This is a genomic window from Rothia sp. P7181 (assembly GCF_048513015.1).
Taxonomy (GTDB): domain Bacteria; phylum Actinomycetota; class Actinomycetes; order Actinomycetales; family Micrococcaceae; genus Rothia.
In genome coordinates, this window is record NZ_JBLXXZ010000010.1 from 45,171 (window position 1) to 65,140 (window position 19,970).

Below are 19,970 nucleotides of genomic sequence, written 5' to 3' on the forward strand. Positions count from 1 at the left end.
TAGGACGATGTGAAGTGTATGAGGCGGCAGCTCTTCACTCTCTAGGATTCTAAAGCATTGCGAATCGCTTGAGCATCTTGGCTTATCACATTACTGATGCCTTGGAACATGGTGATACCGTAGAGGGTTTGGGCAATTTCCATGGTACGAGGTTTATGCGTAATAATGAGCAGTTGGCTTTTCTGACCTAGACGTTCAAAAACGGGTAGTACGCGTGAGAGGTTACGGTCATCTAAAGCAGCTTCTACTTCGTCAAGAACGTAAAACGGTGCAGGTCTAGCCTCAAAAATTGCGGTGACTAATGCCAAAGAGGCCAGCGCCCGTTCCCCTCCAGAGAGCAGGGAGAGTCTTTGCACTTTTTTATCGGCAGGGCGTGCATGAATCTCTATTCCACAGTTAAGTAAGTCTTCGTCGTCGGTGAGAGCTAAGGTGCCTTCACCACCGGGGAATAATTCTGCAAAAATCCTTTCAAAGGCGTCTTTTGTTTGTTCGAAGGCTTCGACAAAGGCGGTTTTCATGTGACGGTTTAGCTCTGCAATGAGAGAGCGCATTGCTGCTCTCGACTTTTTCATATCAGTAATTTGTGTGTGCAGGTATTGTTGACGTTCGTCTAAGGCTTGGTATTCTTCCAAAGCCAGAGGGTTGACGGTTCCTAGTGCTTTGAGACGTTGTTGTTCTTGGTGCAGGTTCTTCTCAAGTTCTGAGGTTTCGGGTGCATGATGGGCAAGATAGTCGTGGTGGGTTTCGATGAGTTCTTCAAGGGTGCAGCCGAGTTCTTCTCCGATACGTTGATTGAGATTTTCATAGCGAATACTACTTTGAGCTTGTGTGAGGGTGAGTTTTTGTAAGGTATTGCTCAGCGTTTGATGTTGGTGTGTAATATCTGCTAACTGGTCTTCAACGTTTTGGCAGGTGTGGGTGAGAGCTTTGAGCTCTTCGGTGATAGCACGGTATTTTTGCTCTTGATTGTTGCGTTCTTGGGTGAGTTTTTCTAAGAGTTTTTGGGCACATCGTGCCACGGTACGCGCTCGTTGTTGTTGGAGTAGGCGTTGTTGTTCGTGGTGTTGTTCTTGTGCGGTGTGTTCTTGAAGTGTGTTGAGGTGTGTTTCTAGCTCTTGGCGTTTCTCGCGGTTCAGCAGCAGATACCGTTGAGTGTGGCTGAGTGAGTTTTGAGCAATGGTCCGTTCTTGGGTGAGATGTTCGAGCTCTTCTTTGAGAGTGTTCTGCTCTTCGAGTTGTTGCGGGTTGTCAGTAGGTTGTTGTTTTTGTAGTACAGCAATGTTGTGGTTGAGTTGTTCTAGTAATTGTGCGTGTTCTTGTTCTTCAACACGGTATCGTGCAAGTTTTTTCTGCTGGTATTGGTGTTGTTCTTGTTCGTGCTGGTGTTGTGTGGTGAGCTGAGCCTGTTCTGTTTCTAAACGGTAAATAGTTTTTTGGGTGTTTCCGAGACGTCGTGCAAGCTCGTGTTCTTGCTCTTTGAGTTGAGTAAGTTTTTGGGTGTGGGCGCGGTGTTGTTTTTGGGCTTCTTCTTCTAGTATTTCTGCTTCTTTGAGTTCTTGTGTGAGTGTTGTAACCCGTGCTGCTATTTCGAGGTGATTATCTTCTAGCTCAGCGGTGTTGTAGCTGTAGTTACTGTAGCGTCGCCCACGAATATCGTAGATGGTGATGTGCGGGTGTTCTTCTAGCAGTTCTTGATTTTCTGTGGTGAACTCTTCGGTGAGGTAGATATTAGCTAGTGCTTGTTGGAGTACGTGTTGTGCGGTGGTATTTTCTGTGGTCACGTATTGTATGGCAGGTGTTAGTCCCTTGAGGTTTTTTGTGGGAGGCGTTGGAGAACTGGGGGTAAAGATGGTGTTATGGGCAGTGTTGTAGGTGGGTTTTTCGTAGAGGTAGCTTTGTGCGTAGGCTCCTAAGGCGTGAGCTATTGCTCGTTCTTGCCCGCTTTTAATGTGTATGAGGGTGTGCAAAGGTTTGCCAGTATGTTCAGGTTTGCTCTCGTGGTGTGTTTGTAGGAGCTGTTCAAGGCTGGCAATACTAGCTTGCAGGGTATGTACGGTGATGGAGCGTTGTGTGCAAAGGTTTCTACTCTGTTTGCTTTTGTGAGCGTATTCTTCGCGTTCTACACGGAGCTGTTGCTGTTGTTTTTCCTCATCTTGAAGAGTTTTTGTGTGCTCTTGCAAGGTGTGTGTGAGCTGTTCAAGTTTTTGGGCATAGTCTTGGCGCTGTGTTTGAGCATTGTCGAGTTCTTCTCGGTAGCGTTGATGTTCGGCGCGGATTCTTTCATATTTAGCGCGTAAGCTGGCTCGTTCAGTAATGTTTCGGGTGAGCTGTTCTTGATGCTCTTTTTGACGTTGTTGCTGTTGTTGTATCTGTTCTTGGCACTGTTCTAGTTTTTGGTGTTGTCGTTCGTATCGTTGTGTGAGCTCTTGTAGGGTGTGTTCCAGTTCTTCACAGTGTTGGCGTAATTGCTGTTCTTCTGCTTTTTCGTGGGCGATGGATTCTTCGGTGCGTTGAAGATGTTGCTGGTAGCTTTCAAGGGAGTTATTTTTCTCGGTGGCGCGACTTCTCTCCTGTGCGAGCGCTTTGAGGGATTGTGCTGCTGCCATGATTTTTTCGAGTTCTTGGAGGTTCTCGTAGTGTTCTTGGCGGTGTTGGTCTAGTTCTGTGCGCAGGGTGTGGTGTTGTGTTTTCTTGTTGTGGCAGGTGTTGAGGGTTTCGGTTAGTTTTCGGTGTTGTGTGTGTTTTTTTTGGTAGAGCTCTTCGTGTTGGGTGTGTTCTTGGTGTTGTGTGAAGGCTTGGTGTGCGAGAAGTTTTTCGCGTAGTTCTCGTATCTGTGCTTGGATTTCGTAGGCGGTGCGGGCGTTAGTGGCTTGTTCTCCGAGCGGTTTGAGCTGGTTGGTGAGTTCTTTGTTGAGGTCTTCGAGACGGTTGAGGTCGGCTTTCATCGCGTGGAGTTTGCGTTCTGTTTTTTCTGCTCGGCGACGATAGGTGAGAATTCCGGCTGCTTGTTCGATGAGGGCTCGTCGTTCGGTAGCTGAGGATTGTAGGACTTTGTCGATATGTCCTTGACCGATGATGGAGTGTTCTCCTTTGGCGATGGAGGCGGTGTTGAAGAGTTCTTGGATGTCGCTCAGTCGTACGGTGGCACCGTTAATTTCGTATTCTGAGCCGCCTCCTCGGAAGAGGGTTCGTGATATTTCGACAGTGCTGTGTGGTAGGGGTAGTTCGTGTTCTGAGTTGTCGAGGACGAGGGTAACTTTGGCTCGTCCGAGTGGACTTTTGTGTGTTGTTCCGGCGAAGATGACGTCTTGCATGGCGGAGCCACGGAGGTTTTTGCTGCCTTGTTCTCCTAGTACCCAGAGGAGCGCGTCTACGACGTTGGATTTACCTGAGCCGTTAGGTCCGATGATGGCGTTGATGCCGTCGTTGAAGTTAAAGACCGTTGTTGAGGCGAAGGATTTGAATCCGCGTAAGGTCATAGAGATCAGGCGCACAGGATTCCTTTCTCCAAGGTGCTAGAGGTTGGTAGTGTTCAGAAAATTTCATTCTTTACTAGTACATATAGTGTGAGATTATCCTTTGAGCTAAATATGTACTAGAGGTGTTTTTGACACCTAGAATGTTCTCATAGGTTGCCATCAAGGGTTTCCTCTCCCCTGGTGTTTGTTGTGGGTTTATGAGATGTTCTTTTCATAGATAAGTCTAAGACATACACCCCGAACGTGGACGAAAGCAAGTATCGCATTGACCGCTAACTCTGATATCCGTCATTCTGATGTGGCGTTATTATCCATTGAACATGAGATTCCTTCTGAGGTTGTTACCTCAACCTATTTTGATGAGAAGCTCTCTAAAACGTATCAACGTTTGAAGTTGCCGAAGGGGCTGTTAGAGCGTTTAGCGGGTATTTCTGAGCGTCGTTCATGGGGTGCGCAGATGACCTTTGAAGATGGTGCTGTTTCTGCGGCGCAGAAGGCGTTAGATGCTGCTGGTATTTCTAGCGAGCGTATTGGTTTGATGATTAATGCTTCTGTCACCCGAGACCATTTTGAACCGGCCGTTGCTGTGGGCATTCATGATCGTTTAGGGCTTCCGGCACACGCCTTAGAGTTCGATATGACTAATGCGTGTTTAGGGTTTGTTAACGCGATGACGGTTGCCGCTACCATGATTGATGCTCATGCTATTGATTATGCGTTGGTAGTTGCGGGGGAAGATCCTTCACCGTGGCATGAGACAGCATTACGAATTTTAGATAAGCCTGAGACAACGCGTGAGGACGTACTCGCACAATTTGCGACGTTAACTCTTGGTTCGGGGGCGGCAGCAGCTGTTTTAGGTCGCCATAGTTTGCACCCTCAGGGGCATCGACTGGTAGGTTCTGTTTCTCGTGCTGGTACCCAGCACCGTCATCTTTGTATCGGTGGGAATGCTGCTGAGGGGATGAACACTGACGCAGCTGGACTGTTAAAGCACGGCTTAGAATTGGTTGCTCAAACGTGGGAAGAAGCTCATCATCGTGGGTGGGATTGGACTGATATGGATTCTTATGTGACACATCAGATTTCTAATGCTCACACAAACGCCATTATTGAAGCTGTCGGTATTGATTCGGCAAAGATTCCGATGACGTTCCCGTATTGGGGCAATGTTGCGGCGGCTGCTTTGCCTATGACGTTAGCGCAAGAAGCACCCACTTATCGTGCTGGGGATCGTATTTTATGTATGGGTGTTGGTTCTGGGTTGAATACGTCGTTAATGGAAATTAACTGGTAGTTCTGCCCTGTTCTTGTATCTCAAAAAGAATAATAGTTTTCTATCCTTCTCCCCCGTGAGGAGGCTCCTCTTTCCCTACATAGCTGGGGTGAAGAAACTCCATGAAAGGTTCTGCTACCGTGACTCATTCTCTTTTTCCTTCTGTCGAACAATGGCCCGGTGTTGATCCTCAATGGTTGCATCGTCTTGAGGTGTGCTCTACTGCCCCTGTAGATAGTGGTCAGGTACGTTCTTGGAGTTATCTGGATAATCTTCCAACGTTGGAGAAGAATTCTTTAGAGCCGGTGGGCACAATTCTTGCCGTTCATGGAAACCCCACATGGTCATATCTTTGGAGGGATATCCTTCAAACCGGTGCTCTGCCTGAGAATAGGTGGCGTGTTATTGCTGTTGATCAGCTAGATATGGGCTATTCAGAGCGTACCGGCACGGTGCGCCGTCTTGAAGACAGGGTGCAAGACCTCTCAGATTTTACGAAAACAATCGGATTAGATGATACGACGCAACCGGTAGTGACTCTTGCCCATGACTGGGGTGGTTTAGTCTCTTTGGGGTGGGCTTTAGAACACCAAAATATTTTGAGTGGAATCTTATTAACAAATACTGCGGTCTTTCATGCAGAAGGTTCAGCTATTCCAGCACCATTACAGGTTGCCCTTACTCCAGGTGTACACCGTTGGGGAACACAAAAAAGTACCGCGTTCTTAGATGTGACGTTATCGTTGGCGGGGCAAAACCGATTATCTCAGCAGGTTCGTGCAACGTACCGTTCGCCTTATACGTCGTCGAGTCTTCGTGAGGGTATCCGCAATTTTGTTGCCGATATACCGGCAACACCTCAAAGCCCCTCCTATCTGATGATGCAACGTATTGCAGAGGGTATCCGGCATCTTCACGTACCCGCATTTTTTCAATGGGGTGTTCAGGATCCTGTCTTTACACGTCATTATTTGGCAGATTTGATGCACAGAATGCCGCATGCAGATGTTCATTGTTATGAGAATTCTTCACATTTGGTGATGGAAGACCAAGATGTTGCTACCCCATTTTTTGAATGGCTTCATGAACATTTCGTGCAGGAATACACGTTACGTCAGCAGCATGTTCAACGCCGTGCGGAGCACGTTCATGCTGAAAGTTTTGTTCCCATGGGCGCACAACTGGAACAACGGCGTGAAGAAAAGACGCTAGCTGTTGTCGATATGCACCCTAAAGATTCTACGCGCATAGCACGCCACTATACGTGGGCAGAACTTGCTCAGAATGTAGAACGTGTTGCTAATGGGCTTGAAGATTTAGGTGTTCGACCTCAGTCACGAGTGAATTTGATGATTCCTCCCGGCGCACTACTGACAACCTGCATTTATGCGTGTTTGAAAATTGGGGCTATCGTTGTTGTTGCTGATACTGGTCTTGGGACCAAAGGCCTGACTCGGGCGCTGAAGGGGGCAAGACCAGATTATCTGATTGGTATTCCTCAAGCGTTAGTAGCGGCAAAGACTTTCGGTTGGCCAGGGTTCAGAATCTCGGCGGAGCCACTCACCGGTGTGATGAAAAAAGTTCTTGGTGTTAGAGCGACTCTGGCAGATTTTACCGATACTAGTGTTCGACCTCGACCCGTTCGAGATGCTCAAGAGCATGCAGCAGTGCTATACACTTCGGGTTCAACAGGGCCAGCTAAGGGAGTGCTCTACACTCAACAACAGTTGAGCGCGATGCGAAATGCTATTATGAGCACTTATCATTTGCACCAAAATACGGGACTTGTTGCAGGATTCGCACCCTTTGCCTTATTAGGACCAGCCCTTGGCATTACGAGCGTGACTCCTACGATGGACGTCACCCAACCTAAAACTCTTACCGCCTCAGCATTAGCCCACGCGGTAGAGGCAATTTCAGCGCAAACGGTGTTCCTCTCCCCTGCCGCATTAATGAATGTGGTCAGAACCTCCACCTCATTAGGTGAACAAGAAAAGCATGCCTTAGCTCAGGTACGTACCGTACTTTCTGCTGGTGCCCCATTGAACACCTCGCTCTTAGAAGCTGTTCATGCGATTCTTCCACATGCAAGTATTCACACCCCCTACGGTATGACAGAGGCTCTACCCATCACAGATATATCCTACGAACAGATACAGCAGGCAAATGCCGACGCCCTCTCCAAGAATGTTGTCGGTGCAGGAAATGGTGTCTGTGTTGGTACGCCGATAGCGGGTGCACAGGTGAGTATAGCTCCGCTAGACAAAAACGGTATAGCGGGAGTAGAACATCATCAAGACCCCGGTGTGACCGGTGAGATTCTTGTGCGTGCACCACACGTCAAAGACCGCTACGACAGACTGTGGATCGCAGAAAACCAGTCAATAGCAACACCGGGCTGGCACCATACCGGAGATGTGGGGCATTTAGATGAGCACGGTAGACTATGGGTTGAAGGAAGACTCTCACATATTATGTTGAGTGCTCAAGGGATACTCACCCCTGTAGCTGCTGAGCATGCCGCCGAAAAAATTATGGGCGTACGACGTGCAGCGGTCGTGCCTGTTGGCCCTGCCGGTTGCGCTCAAGCTGTTGCGGTGGTGGAGACAGACCCACAGACCCGTAAAAATGGTCTTGCCAGTGTAAAGCTGACACAAAAAATTCGTAACCGAGTGTTTGAGGAAACCGGAATTAACCTCTGCGCGGTACTTGCCGTGAAAGAGCACCCAACCGATATCCGTCATAACTCAAAAATTGACCGTACATTACTGGCACAGTGGGCAAAGAAAGTTCTCTCTGGAGAGAAAGCGAAAATATTGTGGTAAAAACACCGGTTTCTTTACGTCGCTTACCACACATTGCGCCGGTGAGAGAACGTCAAGAGCGTGTCCTTGTGACCGGCGCTTCAGGGTTGTTAGGTCGAGAAGTTGCCCTCGACTTTTTACGACGCGGATATCAGGTACGCCTGCTTCAACGCCGCGATGCGCAGCTTCAGAAGATATTACCACCGGCTTTAGCTCAAAACCTTTCACAAGTACGCACCGATTTAAGTGATAAGAACCGTTTAGAAGAAGCTATCAACAGTTGTGATGGAGTCGTTCATCTAGCTGCTAAAGTATCCTTTACAGGAACGTGGGAAGAGTTTTATCAGACGAACGTTCAAGGCACACAGAACCTTCTTCAAGCCGCGGCACATCACCCAATCACCCGTTTTTTGTATATTTCTTCGCCCTCCGTAGCTCACACGGGAGTATCTTTTATGGGAGCAGATAATACTGCCGCCGCCCCAGAACACACCAGAGGATATTATGCGCGGTCAAAAGCTATTGCCGAACACCTCGTACTCGCAGAAAATAGTGAACGCTTCCACACGGCAGCGCTACGACCACATATTGTGTGGGGCCCATCCGATACGCAACTTGTTGAACGTGTCTTAGAACGAGCTGCAGCAGGAAGGCTCCCCCTGCTGAACGACGGTACAGCACTCATTGACACCACCTATATTGACAATGCGGTAGACGCTATCGTCACCGGATATGAACGCTTAGAGAATATTCAGGGACAAGCACTCGTGATTACTAACGGACAGCCGCGACCGGTAGCAGAAATCATCCACCACATGTGCACGGCCGTGGGTATTGAACCACCCAAACGCTCTGTACCAGCAACATTAGCCCGCGCCCTCGGTAGCATCATCGAGAAAGTATGGGAAAAATACCCTGGAGAAGACGAACCACCCATGACACGTTTCTTAGCAGAACAGTTATCAACTGCTCATTGGTTTGACCAACGGCGAACCCAAAAACTCCTCGATTGGGCACCCAAAGTATCGTTAGAAGAAGGATACGAACGGTTAGCGCAGTTCTATCAAGACCGATACCGACACTAAAAAGTGCCCTGAAGCGTATCTGCTTCAGGGCACTTCTCTACGATGAAGTTTTCTTTTGACGCGGGGCACGTTGGCATCTCGGGCAACGATAACAGCTCCGTTTCATCATCACCTCACGAATGATGGTGCTCTCTACCCCATTTTCTTGGCACCGGTAGCACAGCTGACCTTCACGTCCATAAGCGTTTAAAGAACGATCAAAATACCCAGATTCCCCATTAACGTTGACATAGAGGGCGTCAAAACTGGTTCCTCCAGCTTCTAAAGCCTGTGAGAAGACCTCTTGTATTGAGTGAACGAGTTCTCGGGTCTTTGCCATGCTCATAGTTTTCGCTGGTTTCGCGTAGTGAAGACGCGCTCGCCATAGCGCTTCGTCAGCGTAAATATTGCCAACTCCTGAAATAGTTGATTGGTCCAGTAGTAGACGTTTGATGGCGGTAGATGTTTTGAGCATTTTCTGTCGCAGCTCGTCAATATCAAAATTCGTGTCTAAAGGATCTCGTGCAATATGGTTCAGACTTCGCGGAATATACGGTAACGATAATGTGCTTGCGCTGGATGCGGATACAGGGTGTTGTTGTGTATCCGATACGGGTACGAGCGTATCAAGATACATTCCGCCAAAAATTCTTTGATCCACAAAACGTAGCTGTTCAGTAGCAGGTTCTGCTATGGAGTGATGGTCTTGATTCCCTAGAGTTACCGTGATTTTGAGGTGTTTTTCTGGCGGGAATTCTGAGGTTTTAAAAAGGACTTGACCGCTCATCCCTAGATGTATGACAAGAGCTGTTTGAAGACGGATACCATCAGCGTTTTCGAGGATAATCCAGAGGTATTTTCCGCGTCGCACGACGTCAGTAATGATGGTGTCTTTGAGCGTGCCCGTAAATTCTTCAGCGGTATGCTCACTACGGCGAATAGAGCGGGTGTCATGAATACGGACGTCTGTAATACGTTTGCCGAGGGCGTGTGTGAGCATTCCACAGCGTACGACTTCAACTTCGGGTAGTTCAGGCATCCTGCTAGTTTGGTCGTAGTTCTTTACAGGTTTTTTGTGCAGCTAGACGTTCTGATTCTTTTTTGGAGCTTGCGACACCTTGATCGTAGGTGGTGCCACCAATGTGAACGGTAGCAGTATATTCGGGTGCGTGTTCTGGACCGGATACAGACACTTCGTAGCGGATGTCCCCGAGTTTTTGGGATTGTACAATTTCTTGAAGTTCGGTTTTCCAGTCTCGTCCGGCGTCAAGAATTTCTTGGTCATCGAGCATGGGTGCGATGAGTTCAAGGACGAGGTCGCGGGCACGGTCACGACCGAGGGTGATATAGCACATTCCAAAGATGGCTTCGAGGGTATCGGCGAGAATGGAGTCTTTATCTGCTCCGCCAGTTTTTTCTTCGCCTTTTCCTAACCAGAGGTAAGACCCGAGGTTCAGGGTTCGTGCAACTTTTGCTAGTGCCCACGATGAGACAACAACATGGTGTCGGCGTACAAGTTCCCCTTCGGGTTCGTTAGGGAAACGACGATAAACATCTTCGGCAATAGCCAGTGAAAGGACGGAGTCGCCAAGGAACTCTAGTCTTTCGTTGTGGGGTGTTCCAGGGTTCTCAAAAGAGTAGGAACGGTGTACGAGTGCTTGCTGAAACGTCTCGGTATCAATATTGAGACCGAGACGTTTCAACAATTCTGATGAATCAGAGTTATTCATACTAACTTTACGCGTCAGCTACCTTGCGACCCTTGTACTCGTAGAACAAGGCGTTACCTGCAGAGTCAGTAACTAGCTTTGCCTGGTGAGGCAAAGAATAGGTTACGCGACCGTTTTCAACGGTCTTAACCAGCTGAGGTACGGACGCCTTCCACTGGGAACGGCGTGCGCGGGTGTTAGCACGGGACATTTTCCGCTTGGGAACAGCCACAGCTATCTCTCTTCTCTAGAAAATACGGTTATTAAGTTTATTTATCCTCGTTGAACATGCCTGTTAAAGCACTCCAGCGCGGATCAAGCACCTCATGGTGATGCCCCGGCTCTTCTTCCAGGCGGATTCCGCATTCGGAACACAATCCCTGACAAGAGTCCTTACAAAGGGGCTGGAACGGCAGTTGTAAAATGACTGCGTCCCGTAGAGCCGGTTCAAGGTCGATATAATCGCCCTCTACCGTGTACTGCTCATCTTCTTCATCTTCTGGGCCACCAGCGGGTGCCTTCTCAAAGACGAAGAGCTCTTGAATATCTGCTGACACGGTTTCAGAAACCGGATCAAGGCATAAACTGCAGTCACCGCTCATGTCGGCGGTTGCAGTGCCACTAACCAGAATACCATCTACAACGGATTCTAGTCGGAGATTGAGCTCAATGTCCGAACCTTCTTCCGCTCCGATCAGAGCATTGCCAAAATCCTTTGGCGCTGGTATCACTTTATCGAGGGTTTCCATGGTCCCAGGTTGATGACTCAGGTTCCGAACAGAAACCTTTAGGGGCGATGAATCTTTTCGTGAAATGACGAACTCCCTTATGATAAGTTTTGACCAACTACAAACTCTAGTTGCAGTTCGGCTACATAGCAACTATTCCAGCTTCACAGATTCTATTCAAGCACCATTAATGTGCTGTTAAGCTCACTTTTCTTGTGATATTTTCTGTGTTAAAGCACGCTGCACCGGCACAGGCACAAAAGAATCGAGCTGTCCCCCATAACGGGCAACATCACGAACAAGCGTCGACGACAGCTGAGAATACCGCGAATCCGAGACCAAAAAACTTGTCTCCACACCACTTAGATGACGATTCATCACAGCCATCTGAGACTCATACTGCCAATCTAAAGAATTACGGACACCTTTAACGATTAAATGCGCGCCACGAGACTTCGCATAATCAGCAAGGAGCATAGAAGGCATCAACTCCACACTCACGCCGTCCAAAAAACCAAAAGTCTCTTGAACCAGCGCCACACGCTCCTCATCGCTAAAAAGATACGACTTCGCAGAGTTACGGGCAACAGCAACAATCACGTTGCCATAGATTTTAGCGGCACGAGTAATCACATCAACATGCCCGTTATGAATAGGGTCGTAAGAGCCGGGACAAATAACTAGTTGCATACCCTATAGCCTAACAGTGAGAGCACCCATGAACAGTATCGAGAAAACTCTCTACGATACTAACTGCACGTAGTACAGAATAGTCTCACCATATTTTTTCTGGCGGAACTCCTCTAACCCAGCAGGAACCTCTACCGGCTCCATACGTGAAGAACGCTCAACCACAACAACCGCATCATCACTTAGATGCTCTTTGATGAGAGATAAAAGTGTGTGCACCTGCTCATTAGGCATATCATAAGGCGGATCCACAAAAACAACATCCCACGGCTCCCCCTGATAACGCTCCAAAAAACGTTGGGCATCCGATGTATAAATCATGGTGGACGCAGCAGAATTCAACCCTTGAGAAACACGCGCCACATTTTCACGAATCGTCGCAATAGCCGTTGAAGACGAATCTACAAAATCTACATGGCGAGCACCACGACTTAGGGATTCACACCCTAAAGCACCAGAGCCACCAAATAAATCAAGTACACGCCCCTGCGATAAAACTTCGTACCCCTCTAAACGAGAAAATAAAGACTCTTTCACACGGTCTGTTGTCGGACGCGTCTTATTCCCTGGTACGTGTGCCAACGTCAAACTACCGCATTGACCAGCAATAATTCTGCTCATGATCTTCTGCCCTCCATAACTTAAACCGTAAACGTACATCAACCATCATATAAAACCCTCTTGAGTTATCCTCGTGAGAGGAATTGTTCATGTTCCGCACCCACAAAACGTTCAATCCATCGAGCAACATCAGGATGTTTACCTAGCGTAGGGTCTTCTTCAATGAGTGAACGAGCGTCTTCACGAGCTTTTTCAATAATGTCGGCGTCATCAATAGCTCTTAACAATTTGAGGGTACTCTTTTTGCCCGATTGGGCGGCACCAAGAATATCGCCTTCACGACGCTGACGTAAGTCAATCTTTGAAAGCTCAAAACCGTCTGTTGTAGAAGCTACCGCATCTAAACGATCTCGTGACGGGCTCCCCTGCTCTTGTTCTGTCACTAAAAGGCAGGTTCCCGGAAGCTGTCCACGCCCAATACGTCCACGAAGCTGATGTAAACCGGAAATACCAAAACGATCCGCATCCAAAATAATCATCAGCGTCGCATTCGGGACGTTAACACCAACTTCAACAACAGTAGTACACACTAAAAGCTGAATATCGCCGTCACTAAAGCTCTGCATCACATGAGCTTTTGTCTGAGTATCCAAGCGCCCATGCAGCATATCGATACGCACACCAGAAAGTACCGGCATATGAGAAAGTTTCTCGAGAACCTCTATCGCAGAATGAAGTTTCTTCTGAGAACTACCCTGATCTGTCGAGAAAAGATGTTCAGCACCAGAAGATGTCTCATCATCAGAGGTGTCCTCACCAACTTTAGGAACAACGACATACACCTGATGTCCAGCATCAATTTCTTCGCGAGCGCGCTCCCAGAGGCGTTTTTCCCAGCGTGGATGTTCTGTAAGAGGAACAACAACACTTTTAATTTTTTGGCGTCCTGCTGGTAGTTGGTCGAGTACAGAAATATCGAGGTCGCCAAAAACTGTCATGGCAACGGTTCTCGGAATGGGTGTTGCTGTCATGACTAAACGGTGTGGTAGTTCTCCGTCTGCGTTGCGTAAGCTATCACGTTGTTCAACGCCGAAACGGTGTTGTTCGTCGACAACGGCTAAACCTAATCGTGCAAAATGTACGTCAGTGCTCAGCAGGGCGTGCGTTCCAATGACGATGTCCGCTGCACCAGATGCGATGTCAAGAAGAACCTGTTTTTTCTCGGCGGCAGGCATGGACGCTTTGAGCAGACGCACGTGAACAGGTGGTTTATCGTTGTTGTGGCTGGTGAGCGGGCGTAGGATTTCGCACACAGATTGGTAGTGTTGTTCGGCAAGGACTTCTGTGGGGGCAAGCATTGCGGCTTGTCCGCCGGAGTCTATGACTTGGAGCATGGCCCGTAGTGCAACAACGGTTTTTCCGGAGCCGACGTCGCCTTGTAGCAGGCGATTCATGGGGGTGCGTTGGCTGAGGTCTTGACGTATTTCTTCTCCTACATTTTTTTGCCCGTCTGTTAGTTGGTAGGGCAAGAGTTCGAGAAGACGTTGTGCGTACCCGTTTTTGAGGTATGGCCACGAGTCGGTGGTGTGTTCTGCGCGTTGAGCGCGGATACGAGCTAGTGCGCTTTGGAGGATGAAAGCTTCTCGATAGCGTAAGGAATGTTGGGCTTGTTTCCAGGTGTCGTCACTATCGGGGGTATGTAGAGCACGGTATGTCCATGCCAGTGTGGGTATTTTTCGTTTGTGTCGTGTTTCTGGTGGGAGTGGGTCTTCTAGCTCAGATAATGGCGCGTGGTCAAGGAGTTCTGCGATAGCGGCGCTGATTCTATCGGTTGGAAATTTAGCGTTTGCGCGGTAGACGGGAATGGGTGCGTGTGCTTGAGTGTAGGCGTGTGATGAGACGTTGTCTCCGGTAGCACGATGATATTCGCTGATCACAGCATAGTGGGGGTTGGTGAGGGTCAGTTCTCCTTTGTAGGCACCTACTTTTCCAGAGAAGAGGACGTGGTCTCCTGTTTTCATATCGCGTGCTGCAGACCACGCGTTGAAGAAGGTGAGGGTCATACGGTGGGCGTTACTGGGGTGAGCGTATCCGTGTAGTTGGTGTGCTGGTGAGGGTAACGTACCGTAGCTATCAGAGTATCCACTGGCAGAACCTGTGAGTAGCGGATGGCTGGGTTTTTGGGTTCGGTAACTGTAGACGGTGCCAAGGGGCGCTTCGTCGTTATGGTCTTCTTCGTCAGAGAGTTGGTCACTAATAATAATTTCGGTGATAGAACCTCGACGAGAGCGCATGGATCGAGTACGGACGTCAACCACTTGTGCCATGAGGGTGACGTCTTGTTCGTATTCTAGTTCTGAGAAGGGCGTGAGTTTGCCTCGTGGGAGGTATTTTTTGGGGTGGTAGTTGAGCAGTTCTTCAACGGTGTGCAGGCCGAGGTGTTTTGATAATTGCGCGGCAAGAGTTTTTCCGAGGTAGACGCTAAGTTTTGTGTTCTCTAGGCGTGCTTCTTGGTGGTATTTTTGGTGAATTTTTTGGGTGAGTTCTTGCTGTTCGTTGGGTGTTTTAGTCATAGTGCTAGGATTTCGAGGTTCTCAACGGTGCCGTATTGTTCGAGAAGTTCTTTCACCTGTTGTGGGTCTTTCACGTGAATGTGGATACGCCAATGAGGGATGTGCTCTGTTTGATCAATCATAGCGATAGCCAGACTCTGACCAGATACTTCTAATTGTGAACGCAAAAACATCATTTTTTCTAGGGGTAACGCTATTTCGCAAAGGAGTTCGCGCAGTTCATCAGACGGTGTATCCGGCTCACCGAGTAGTTCGGCAGGTATTTGAAACAGGTCGTTCGTCGTTGTCTCGTCGATGCTTTTTCCGTTTAACACGCTACTGAGCGCGTTGATAACCAAGAACAGTCCGACTGCCCCAGCATCTGCACTACCGTGCACGTGGCGGGTTGAGGCGGCGCTCTGATAGGCGCATTCGGCGAGGAAGAACACGTGTTCTTCAATATGCGAGGTTGCAATAGGTGCCCGCGCAATATCCGACATGACCGTGAGCATAGTTGCTTCGGCAGGTTCTATCATGGTGGCGTGGGCGTGTTCTTGAGCGATAAATAATCCAAGATGCAACGCTTCGGGTGTGAGTTCTCCGTCGTTTCCTAGCGAGCGGGTCAGAGCGTTAAACCATGCTGAGAGTAATGTTCCGGAGTTGCCGCGGCTTGTCCGTAAGGTTTCTTGTGTGGCGTGCGTGGGGTCGCATCCGTTGTGTAGATGTTCGCAAAGAGTACGGCAGGTAGCTAGTAGGTTAGAACCAGTATCGCTATCAGGGACGGGGAAGAAATTAATGTCGTTGAGTTGTTGGCAGTATCTACTCAATATTTGTGTAGATTCTTGACACCATTGAGGCCACACAGACATGACGTTGAGAGTGTTCTTCATCGCGCTCATTGACTCTTCCTCAAGTGTGGATGGTGCGTTATCTAAGAGACATTATAGAAACGTATCAGGCAGAACCATAATCTTTATTTTCCATAAGGTGCAAGGTTATGAGAAGTGATCCCACCCGTATTCTGTTGCAGGTTCGTGATTAATAAAAATTTGTGGCGTGGAGGTGGCAATAGTGCATATGCCAACGGCTCTAAAACCTTGAGGGAGCTTTTCTAACGATGAAAAAGTTGCCAACATAGAGTGATTTTCTCCCCCGTATAGAACCCATTGCTTCGCCAGATGCTCGGGGGTGTACGTTGCGTATTTTTGAGTATGTTGGCAGAGCCACTGGGCGGCAGGGAGAAGCTTCTTCAGGTCTTTTTCTAGAAGGTCAAGAGAGAAATCCATCGAGACTTTTGACGCTTTGGCGATACGTTGCCCGTCACGGATAAGCCCATCTGAAATGTCCATCATGGAATGAGCAGTTTCTGCAGATAACCCAAGTGTTAGAGGCGTGCTGGGACGTTTTTGGGTATATACAAGGTCTAATAATGCAGGGTTATTAACCCCTAAAAATTCGGGACTATCAAGGAGAGCAAGCCCCGCAGCGGCAGTGCCAAGTTCACCAGCAACGGCGATAATGTCGGCAGGACGTGCGTTATTGCGTCGTACCGGTTCGCCTAGGCACCGTCCTACCGCGGTGACGGTAATAGATATTTCTGTTGATGCGCCAAGGTCTCCCCCAGAGATTGTGCATTCTTCAGCTTCGTGATGAGATAAAGCATCGACAATTCCATGTGCGCAGTCTTGTAACCATTGGCAAGGCGTCTGCGGTGGAAGGCTAAGACTTATCAATAGCGTTTGAGGTACTGCACGCATGGCCACAATATCTGCAATGTTTTGGGCGACGAGTTTCCAGCCGACATCGTATCCGCTACTTTGGTGGCCACTCACCCATTGGGTGCGAAAGTCTTGATTCTCTGTTTGAGTATCAACACTCATCACGGTTAGCCCCTGGTTAAAAGAGAAGATGGCGCTGTCATCTCCTGCACCAAGAATACAGGGGTTCGGTTTGTGAACCTTTTCGAGTCTTTGTGCAACACGTTGGTTGTGTTCTTCAAAGATGGGTAAGAACATGTCTAAGAGTTGTTCTTCGTTAAAGTCTTTGACGTGCGAGGTAAGGTTCATAAGTCTTTAGATGTTGATTCGCGCATAAATTGACGGATCACGTAGAAGATTCCGCCAAGTCCAAAAAGAGAGAATAGGACGGTGGGTGTGTACCCTTCGATGATGGCTTTACCGCGGGTGCGTGCACTTGAAGCAGTCACCGTATTTGAGCTATGTTCTGCAGATTCAGTGCCGAATACGCCTAAACGTTGAGCGTTCTTTTCGGTATAAGCAGTTTTATGGTTGTTATTGAGGTAGTCTTTCACCCATTCTGCGGTGCTAGGTTGAGCGTTTTTTCGGTCGTTAGGGGAAGAGTTCGGCACGTTTTTTCCGGTGGAGTTTGTTTCTGCCGAAAACGACGGTTCTAGTGGTGTTCCTAAGCTATTGAGCTGTTCTTGCATAGAGAAGGTTCTGCCTTGAGTAGCTTCTTCAAGTAGCTCGTTGTGAGGTGTGTTGTTAGGAAGTTCGGGTGTAATAGTCTCGTATTGGTGAAGCTGTTGGGTGGCTTCCTCGGTATGAGGTATGACCTGTTCTTGTGAGAGGTCTGGGGTGGTGTTCTCTTCTTGTCCACGAGTTGGCAGATCGTTGTGCTCGGGTGTTGTTGTTTCAGCTGGTGAGGGTGTGGCTGTTGGTTCTGAGGTTTGGGGCGGTGCAGGGGTAATGTTTGCGCCTGAGCCGATTCCATCATCAGGATTTTGTGGTGTTGGTGGTTCTTGAGGCTGGCTGGGTTCTGTTGGTTCACTCGGTTGAGTTGTTTCAGGTGTTGGTGGTTCTTGAGGCTGGTTAGGTTCTGTTGGTTCACTCGGTTGAGTGGTTTCAGGTGCTGGTGATGAAGTTTCGGGGAAAGGAAAGTCGTCGCCATCAGAAGGTGCAGATGGTGTTGTTGTCGGTTCGGTGATTACCGGTGGTGCAGGTTGTTCGCTGACAGGTGTGGTGGGTTCTTCGGTGGGATTATGTATTATAGGCGGGTTGAGTGGAATCAGTGGTAGCTCTGTGGGGGATGCAGAGGGTTCAACAGTAGGAGGTAAAGCGTCTTGGGCGTCTGCTGGGAACGTCATAAAAGACATAGCTAATGCGCATAAAGTACCGACGCTGACCATCACAATATTGTGTTGTTTAGACATGTGAACCTCCTTCACTCTCTTGATAAGTTCTCAAGCTTTTACCCACACTATCAGGTGTCGGGGAGGGTACGCGAGTAGTGTGAAGAGGTATTTTCTTGAGCACAACGATAGAATGAGAACGTGAGTATCTTGAAGAAAACCTCTGTTCGTATCACCTCTGCACTCTGTTTAGCGACGATGCCGCTCAGTGGGTGCGGTGCTGGTGCGGTGTACCTTACTCCTGCAGAAGATGCAGCCAACCCACGTTGTGCCTATGCGATGGTGGCGATGCCTCAAGAAATTGGTGGTTTTTCTCAACGTGAGACGACTGCTCAAGCAACAACAGCGTGGGGTGATCCCAGTGTTGTTGTCCTCAAATGTGGTGTGATCGTACAAGAGCCGGTGTCAGATCCTTGTGTATCTGTCAATGGTGTGGATTGGATTCTTAAACCTGCAGAAGAGCAAGAACAGGCTCAGCAGTCGGTTCAGCAGGCAACTGGAACGTGGGATGCTACAACTTTCGGGCGTTCACCTGCTATACGTATCACTTTTGACGCCGACAAAATTTCTTCTTCAACGTTATTAGTTCACCTTAGTTCTGCGGTCAAGCAACTCCCCCAAACTAAGGCGTGTACGAATCTTAGCGATGAGCTTCGTTTAGAATCTTAAACGTTATCAGGAGTTTGGCGAACTTTTTGTGTTCGCCAAACTCCTGATAAGTAGCGTATTAGCTGTTATCGTGGCACGCTTTATTTTTAGCGTAGACCGAGTTCGCGTTCAAGTGCTAATTTGATGAGACGATCTACGAGTTCTGTGTATTTGAGTCCAGTTTTTTCCCACATGATTTTGTACATGCTAATAGGGGTAAAACCGGGCATTGTGTTCACTTCGTTGATGATGAGTTTTCCTTCTTGAGTGTAGAAGAAGTCTGCACGAGCAAGACCTTCACAATCTAAAGAGAGGAAGGCTTGAACTGCTAGAGCACGAAGACGTGTTTGAGCGTCTTCATCTAGTTCGGCAGGGCACACTGTTTTGGTTTTACTTTTAGGATCGTATTTTTCTGTGCTGTCGTAGAAGGTTTGACCTTCTTTGACGATTTCTCCGACGCATGAACTGATGGGCTGTTCTGCAGAAGATACTTCAAGTACGGCACATTCGAGTTCTCGACCGTCAATACCTGCTTCAATAATAATTTTGGGGTCGTGTTTTTGTGCTTCGGCAATAGCGGCGTCTAGGTCTGCTTCACTGTCAACTTTACTAATTCCGTAGGAGGAACCAGCACGCGCTGGTTTGACGAACACGGGGTATCCGAGTTTGTTAATCTCTTGTCGAGCCTGTTTGGGGTTCATTGCCCATTGGCGGTGTGTTACTACAACGTAGGGTCCAACATCCAGTCCAGCAGATTCGAACGCAACTTTCATGAAGTGCTTATCCATACCGATAGCAGAAGATGCAACACCACATCCAACGTATTTGAGGCCTGCACTTTCGAGGAGACCTTGCACCGTTCCGTCTTCGCCAAAGGGTCCGTGCAGGACGGGGAATACGACGTCGATGCTAGGGCCTAGACGAAATTCTGTGGCGCCTTCTGAGCATAGACGAAGCTTTGAGTCGCCTTCACCAAGGGGTAGGAAAACTTGTTCTTGTGAACCGCGGAAGTACGCTTTGACTTCTTCACCTGTTCGAGCTGTTTCTTGTGCCGCTTCGTTCACGAGTTTGTTGATTTCTTCAGGGGAGCTTAAATACCAGCGGCCTTCTTCGGTGATGCCGATAACGACAACATCGTAGGTTTGAGTATCAATGGCGTTGAGTACACCCGATGCGCTCACAAGAGACACGGAATGTTCTGAAGATGTTCCACCGGCAAGTACTGCAACGGTGGGTTTGGTGATGGTGCTATTAGACATGTAACTCTCTCAAAGTCTCTTTTAGGTGTGTCGGGGAAAAATAACAACACTT

General features: G+C 48.5%; 16 protein-coding genes. 4 read left to right on the plus strand and 12 right to left on the minus strand.

Going from position 1 to position 19,970, the window contains the following annotated elements; all coding sequences use genetic code 11:
• Positions 1-41: 41 nt before the first annotated feature.
• The gene (gene smc, locus ACN08Z_RS06220; RefSeq protein WP_419103698.1) at positions 42-3,494 is read right to left on the minus strand and encodes a chromosome segregation protein SMC; all 3,453 of its coding nucleotides are present in this window, start codon (positions 3,492-3,494) and stop codon (positions 42-44) included.
• 250 nt (positions 3,495-3,744) lie between these two features.
• Here smc and ACN08Z_RS06225 point away from each other — a divergent pair, with 250 nt between their 5' ends.
• The 3 genes from ACN08Z_RS06225 to ACN08Z_RS06235 all read left to right on the plus strand — a co-directional run bounded on the left by ACN08Z_RS06225 (position 3,745) and on the right by ACN08Z_RS06235 (position 8,644).
• Positions 3,745-4,776: a 3-oxoacyl-ACP synthase III gene (locus ACN08Z_RS06225; protein WP_419103699.1), complete on the plus strand. Its 1,032-nt coding sequence runs from the start codon at positions 3,745-3,747 to the stop codon at positions 4,774-4,776.
• Between the two features lie 119 nt (positions 4,777-4,895).
• Complete coding sequence (locus ACN08Z_RS06230; RefSeq protein ID WP_419103700.1) at positions 4,896-7,580, plus strand: alpha/beta fold hydrolase; 2,685 nt, start codon at positions 4,896-4,898, stop codon at positions 7,578-7,580.
• Positions 7,574-8,644: an NAD-dependent epimerase/dehydratase family protein gene (locus ACN08Z_RS06235; protein WP_419103701.1), complete on the plus strand. Its 1,071-nt coding sequence runs from the start codon at positions 7,574-7,576 to the stop codon at positions 8,642-8,644. The genes ACN08Z_RS06230 and ACN08Z_RS06235 overlap by 7 nt, the downstream gene beginning before the upstream one ends.
• A gap of 37 nt (positions 8,645-8,681) precedes the next feature.
• On the opposite strand, the gene mutM is transcribed toward ACN08Z_RS06235, so the two are convergent.
• The 10 genes from mutM to ACN08Z_RS06285 all read right to left on the minus strand — a co-directional run bounded on the left by mutM (position 8,682) and on the right by ACN08Z_RS06285 (position 18,032).
• Complete coding sequence (gene mutM / locus ACN08Z_RS06240) at positions 8,682-9,662, minus strand: bifunctional DNA-formamidopyrimidine glycosylase/DNA-(apurinic or apyrimidinic site) lyase (protein ID WP_419103702.1); 981 nt, start codon at positions 9,660-9,662, stop codon at positions 8,682-8,684.
• A 4-nt stretch (positions 9,663-9,666) separates the two neighbouring features.
• A complete protein-coding gene (gene rnc / locus ACN08Z_RS06245) occupies positions 9,667-10,353 on the minus strand; it encodes a ribonuclease III (RefSeq protein WP_419103703.1) in 687 nt (228 codons plus the stop codon).
• 7 nt (positions 10,354-10,360) lie between these two features.
• Entirely contained in the window at positions 10,361-10,564 is a 204-nt protein-coding gene (gene rpmF / locus ACN08Z_RS06250; RefSeq protein WP_419101406.1) for a 50S ribosomal protein L32, read from the minus strand.
• A 37-nt stretch (positions 10,565-10,601) separates the two neighbouring features.
• On the minus strand, positions 10,602-11,081 hold the full coding sequence (locus ACN08Z_RS06255; RefSeq protein WP_419103704.1) for a YceD family protein: 480 nt from the start codon (positions 11,079-11,081) through the stop codon (positions 10,602-10,604).
• A gap of 183 nt (positions 11,082-11,264) precedes the next feature.
• Complete coding sequence (gene coaD / locus ACN08Z_RS06260; protein ID WP_419103705.1) at positions 11,265-11,750, minus strand: pantetheine-phosphate adenylyltransferase; 486 nt, start codon at positions 11,748-11,750, stop codon at positions 11,265-11,267.
• A gap of 51 nt (positions 11,751-11,801) precedes the next feature.
• Positions 11,802-12,371: a 16S rRNA (guanine(966)-N(2))-methyltransferase RsmD gene (gene rsmD / locus ACN08Z_RS06265; protein WP_419103706.1), complete on the minus strand. Its 570-nt coding sequence runs from the start codon at positions 12,369-12,371 to the stop codon at positions 11,802-11,804.
• Positions 12,372-12,436: 65 nt separating this feature from the next.
• Positions 12,437-14,884 (minus strand): ATP-dependent DNA helicase RecG, encoded by a 2,448-nt coding sequence (locus ACN08Z_RS06270; RefSeq protein ID WP_419103707.1) that lies wholly within the window; start codon positions 14,882-14,884, stop codon positions 12,437-12,439.
• Complete coding sequence (locus tag ACN08Z_RS06275; RefSeq protein ID WP_419103708.1) at positions 14,881-15,762, minus strand: DAK2 domain-containing protein; 882 nt, start codon at positions 15,760-15,762, stop codon at positions 14,881-14,883. Before ACN08Z_RS06275 ends, ACN08Z_RS06270 begins: the two co-directional genes overlap by 4 nt.
• A 96-nt stretch (positions 15,763-15,858) precedes the next feature.
• A complete protein-coding gene (locus ACN08Z_RS06280; RefSeq protein ID WP_419103709.1) occupies positions 15,859-16,929 on the minus strand; it encodes a thiamine-phosphate kinase in 1,071 nt (356 codons plus the stop codon).
• The gene (locus ACN08Z_RS06285; protein ID WP_419103710.1) at positions 16,926-18,032 is read right to left on the minus strand and encodes a hypothetical protein; all 1,107 of its coding nucleotides are present in this window, start codon (positions 18,030-18,032) and stop codon (positions 16,926-16,928) included. The genes ACN08Z_RS06280 and ACN08Z_RS06285 overlap by 4 nt, the downstream gene beginning before the upstream one ends.
• Positions 18,033-18,152: 120 nt before the next feature.
• On the opposite strand from ACN08Z_RS06285, the gene ACN08Z_RS06290 reads away from it, so the two are divergent.
• Positions 18,153-18,680 (plus strand): DUF3515 domain-containing protein, encoded by a 528-nt coding sequence (locus tag ACN08Z_RS06290; RefSeq protein WP_419103711.1) that lies wholly within the window; start codon positions 18,153-18,155, stop codon positions 18,678-18,680.
• Between the two features lie 86 nt (positions 18,681-18,766).
• On the opposite strand, the gene ACN08Z_RS06295 is transcribed toward ACN08Z_RS06290, so the two are convergent.
• Positions 18,767-19,918, minus strand: coding sequence for a D-alanine--D-alanine ligase family protein (locus ACN08Z_RS06295; RefSeq protein ID WP_419103712.1), 1,152 nt, complete (start codon positions 19,916-19,918; stop codon positions 18,767-18,769).
• Between the last annotated feature and the right edge of the window lie 52 nt (positions 19,919-19,970).

Coding starts and splice junctions, on each gene's coding strand:
- coaD (WP_419103705.1), bottom strand. CDS start 11,750: ATGCAACTAGTTATTTGTCCCGGCTCTTACGACCCTATTCATAACGGG.
- ACN08Z_RS06270 (WP_419103707.1), bottom strand. CDS start 14,884: ATGACTAAAACACCCAACGAACAGCAAGAACTCACCCAAAAAATTCAC.
- ACN08Z_RS06285 (WP_419103710.1), bottom strand. CDS start 18,032: ATGTCTAAACAACACAATATTGTGATGGTCAGCGTCGGTACTTTATGC.
- ACN08Z_RS06280 (WP_419103709.1), bottom strand. CDS start 16,929: ATGAACCTTACCTCGCACGTCAAAGACTTTAACGAAGAACAACTCTTA.
- rnc (WP_419103703.1), bottom strand. CDS start 10,353: ATGAATAACTCTGATTCATCAGAATTGTTGAAACGTCTCGGTCTCAAT.
- ACN08Z_RS06275 (WP_419103708.1), bottom strand. CDS start 15,762: ATGAGCGCGATGAAGAACACTCTCAACGTCATGTCTGTGTGGCCTCAA.
- rsmD (WP_419103706.1), bottom strand. CDS start 12,371: ATGAGCAGAATTATTGCTGGTCAATGCGGTAGTTTGACGTTGGCACAC.
- ACN08Z_RS06295 (WP_419103712.1), bottom strand. CDS start 19,918: ATGTCTAATAGCACCATCACCAAACCCACCGTTGCAGTACTTGCCGGT.
- ACN08Z_RS06255 (WP_419103704.1), bottom strand. CDS start 11,081: ATGGAAACCCTCGATAAAGTGATACCAGCGCCAAAGGATTTTGGCAAT.
- mutM (WP_419103702.1), bottom strand. CDS start 9,662: ATGCCTGAACTACCCGAAGTTGAAGTCGTACGCTGTGGAATGCTCACA.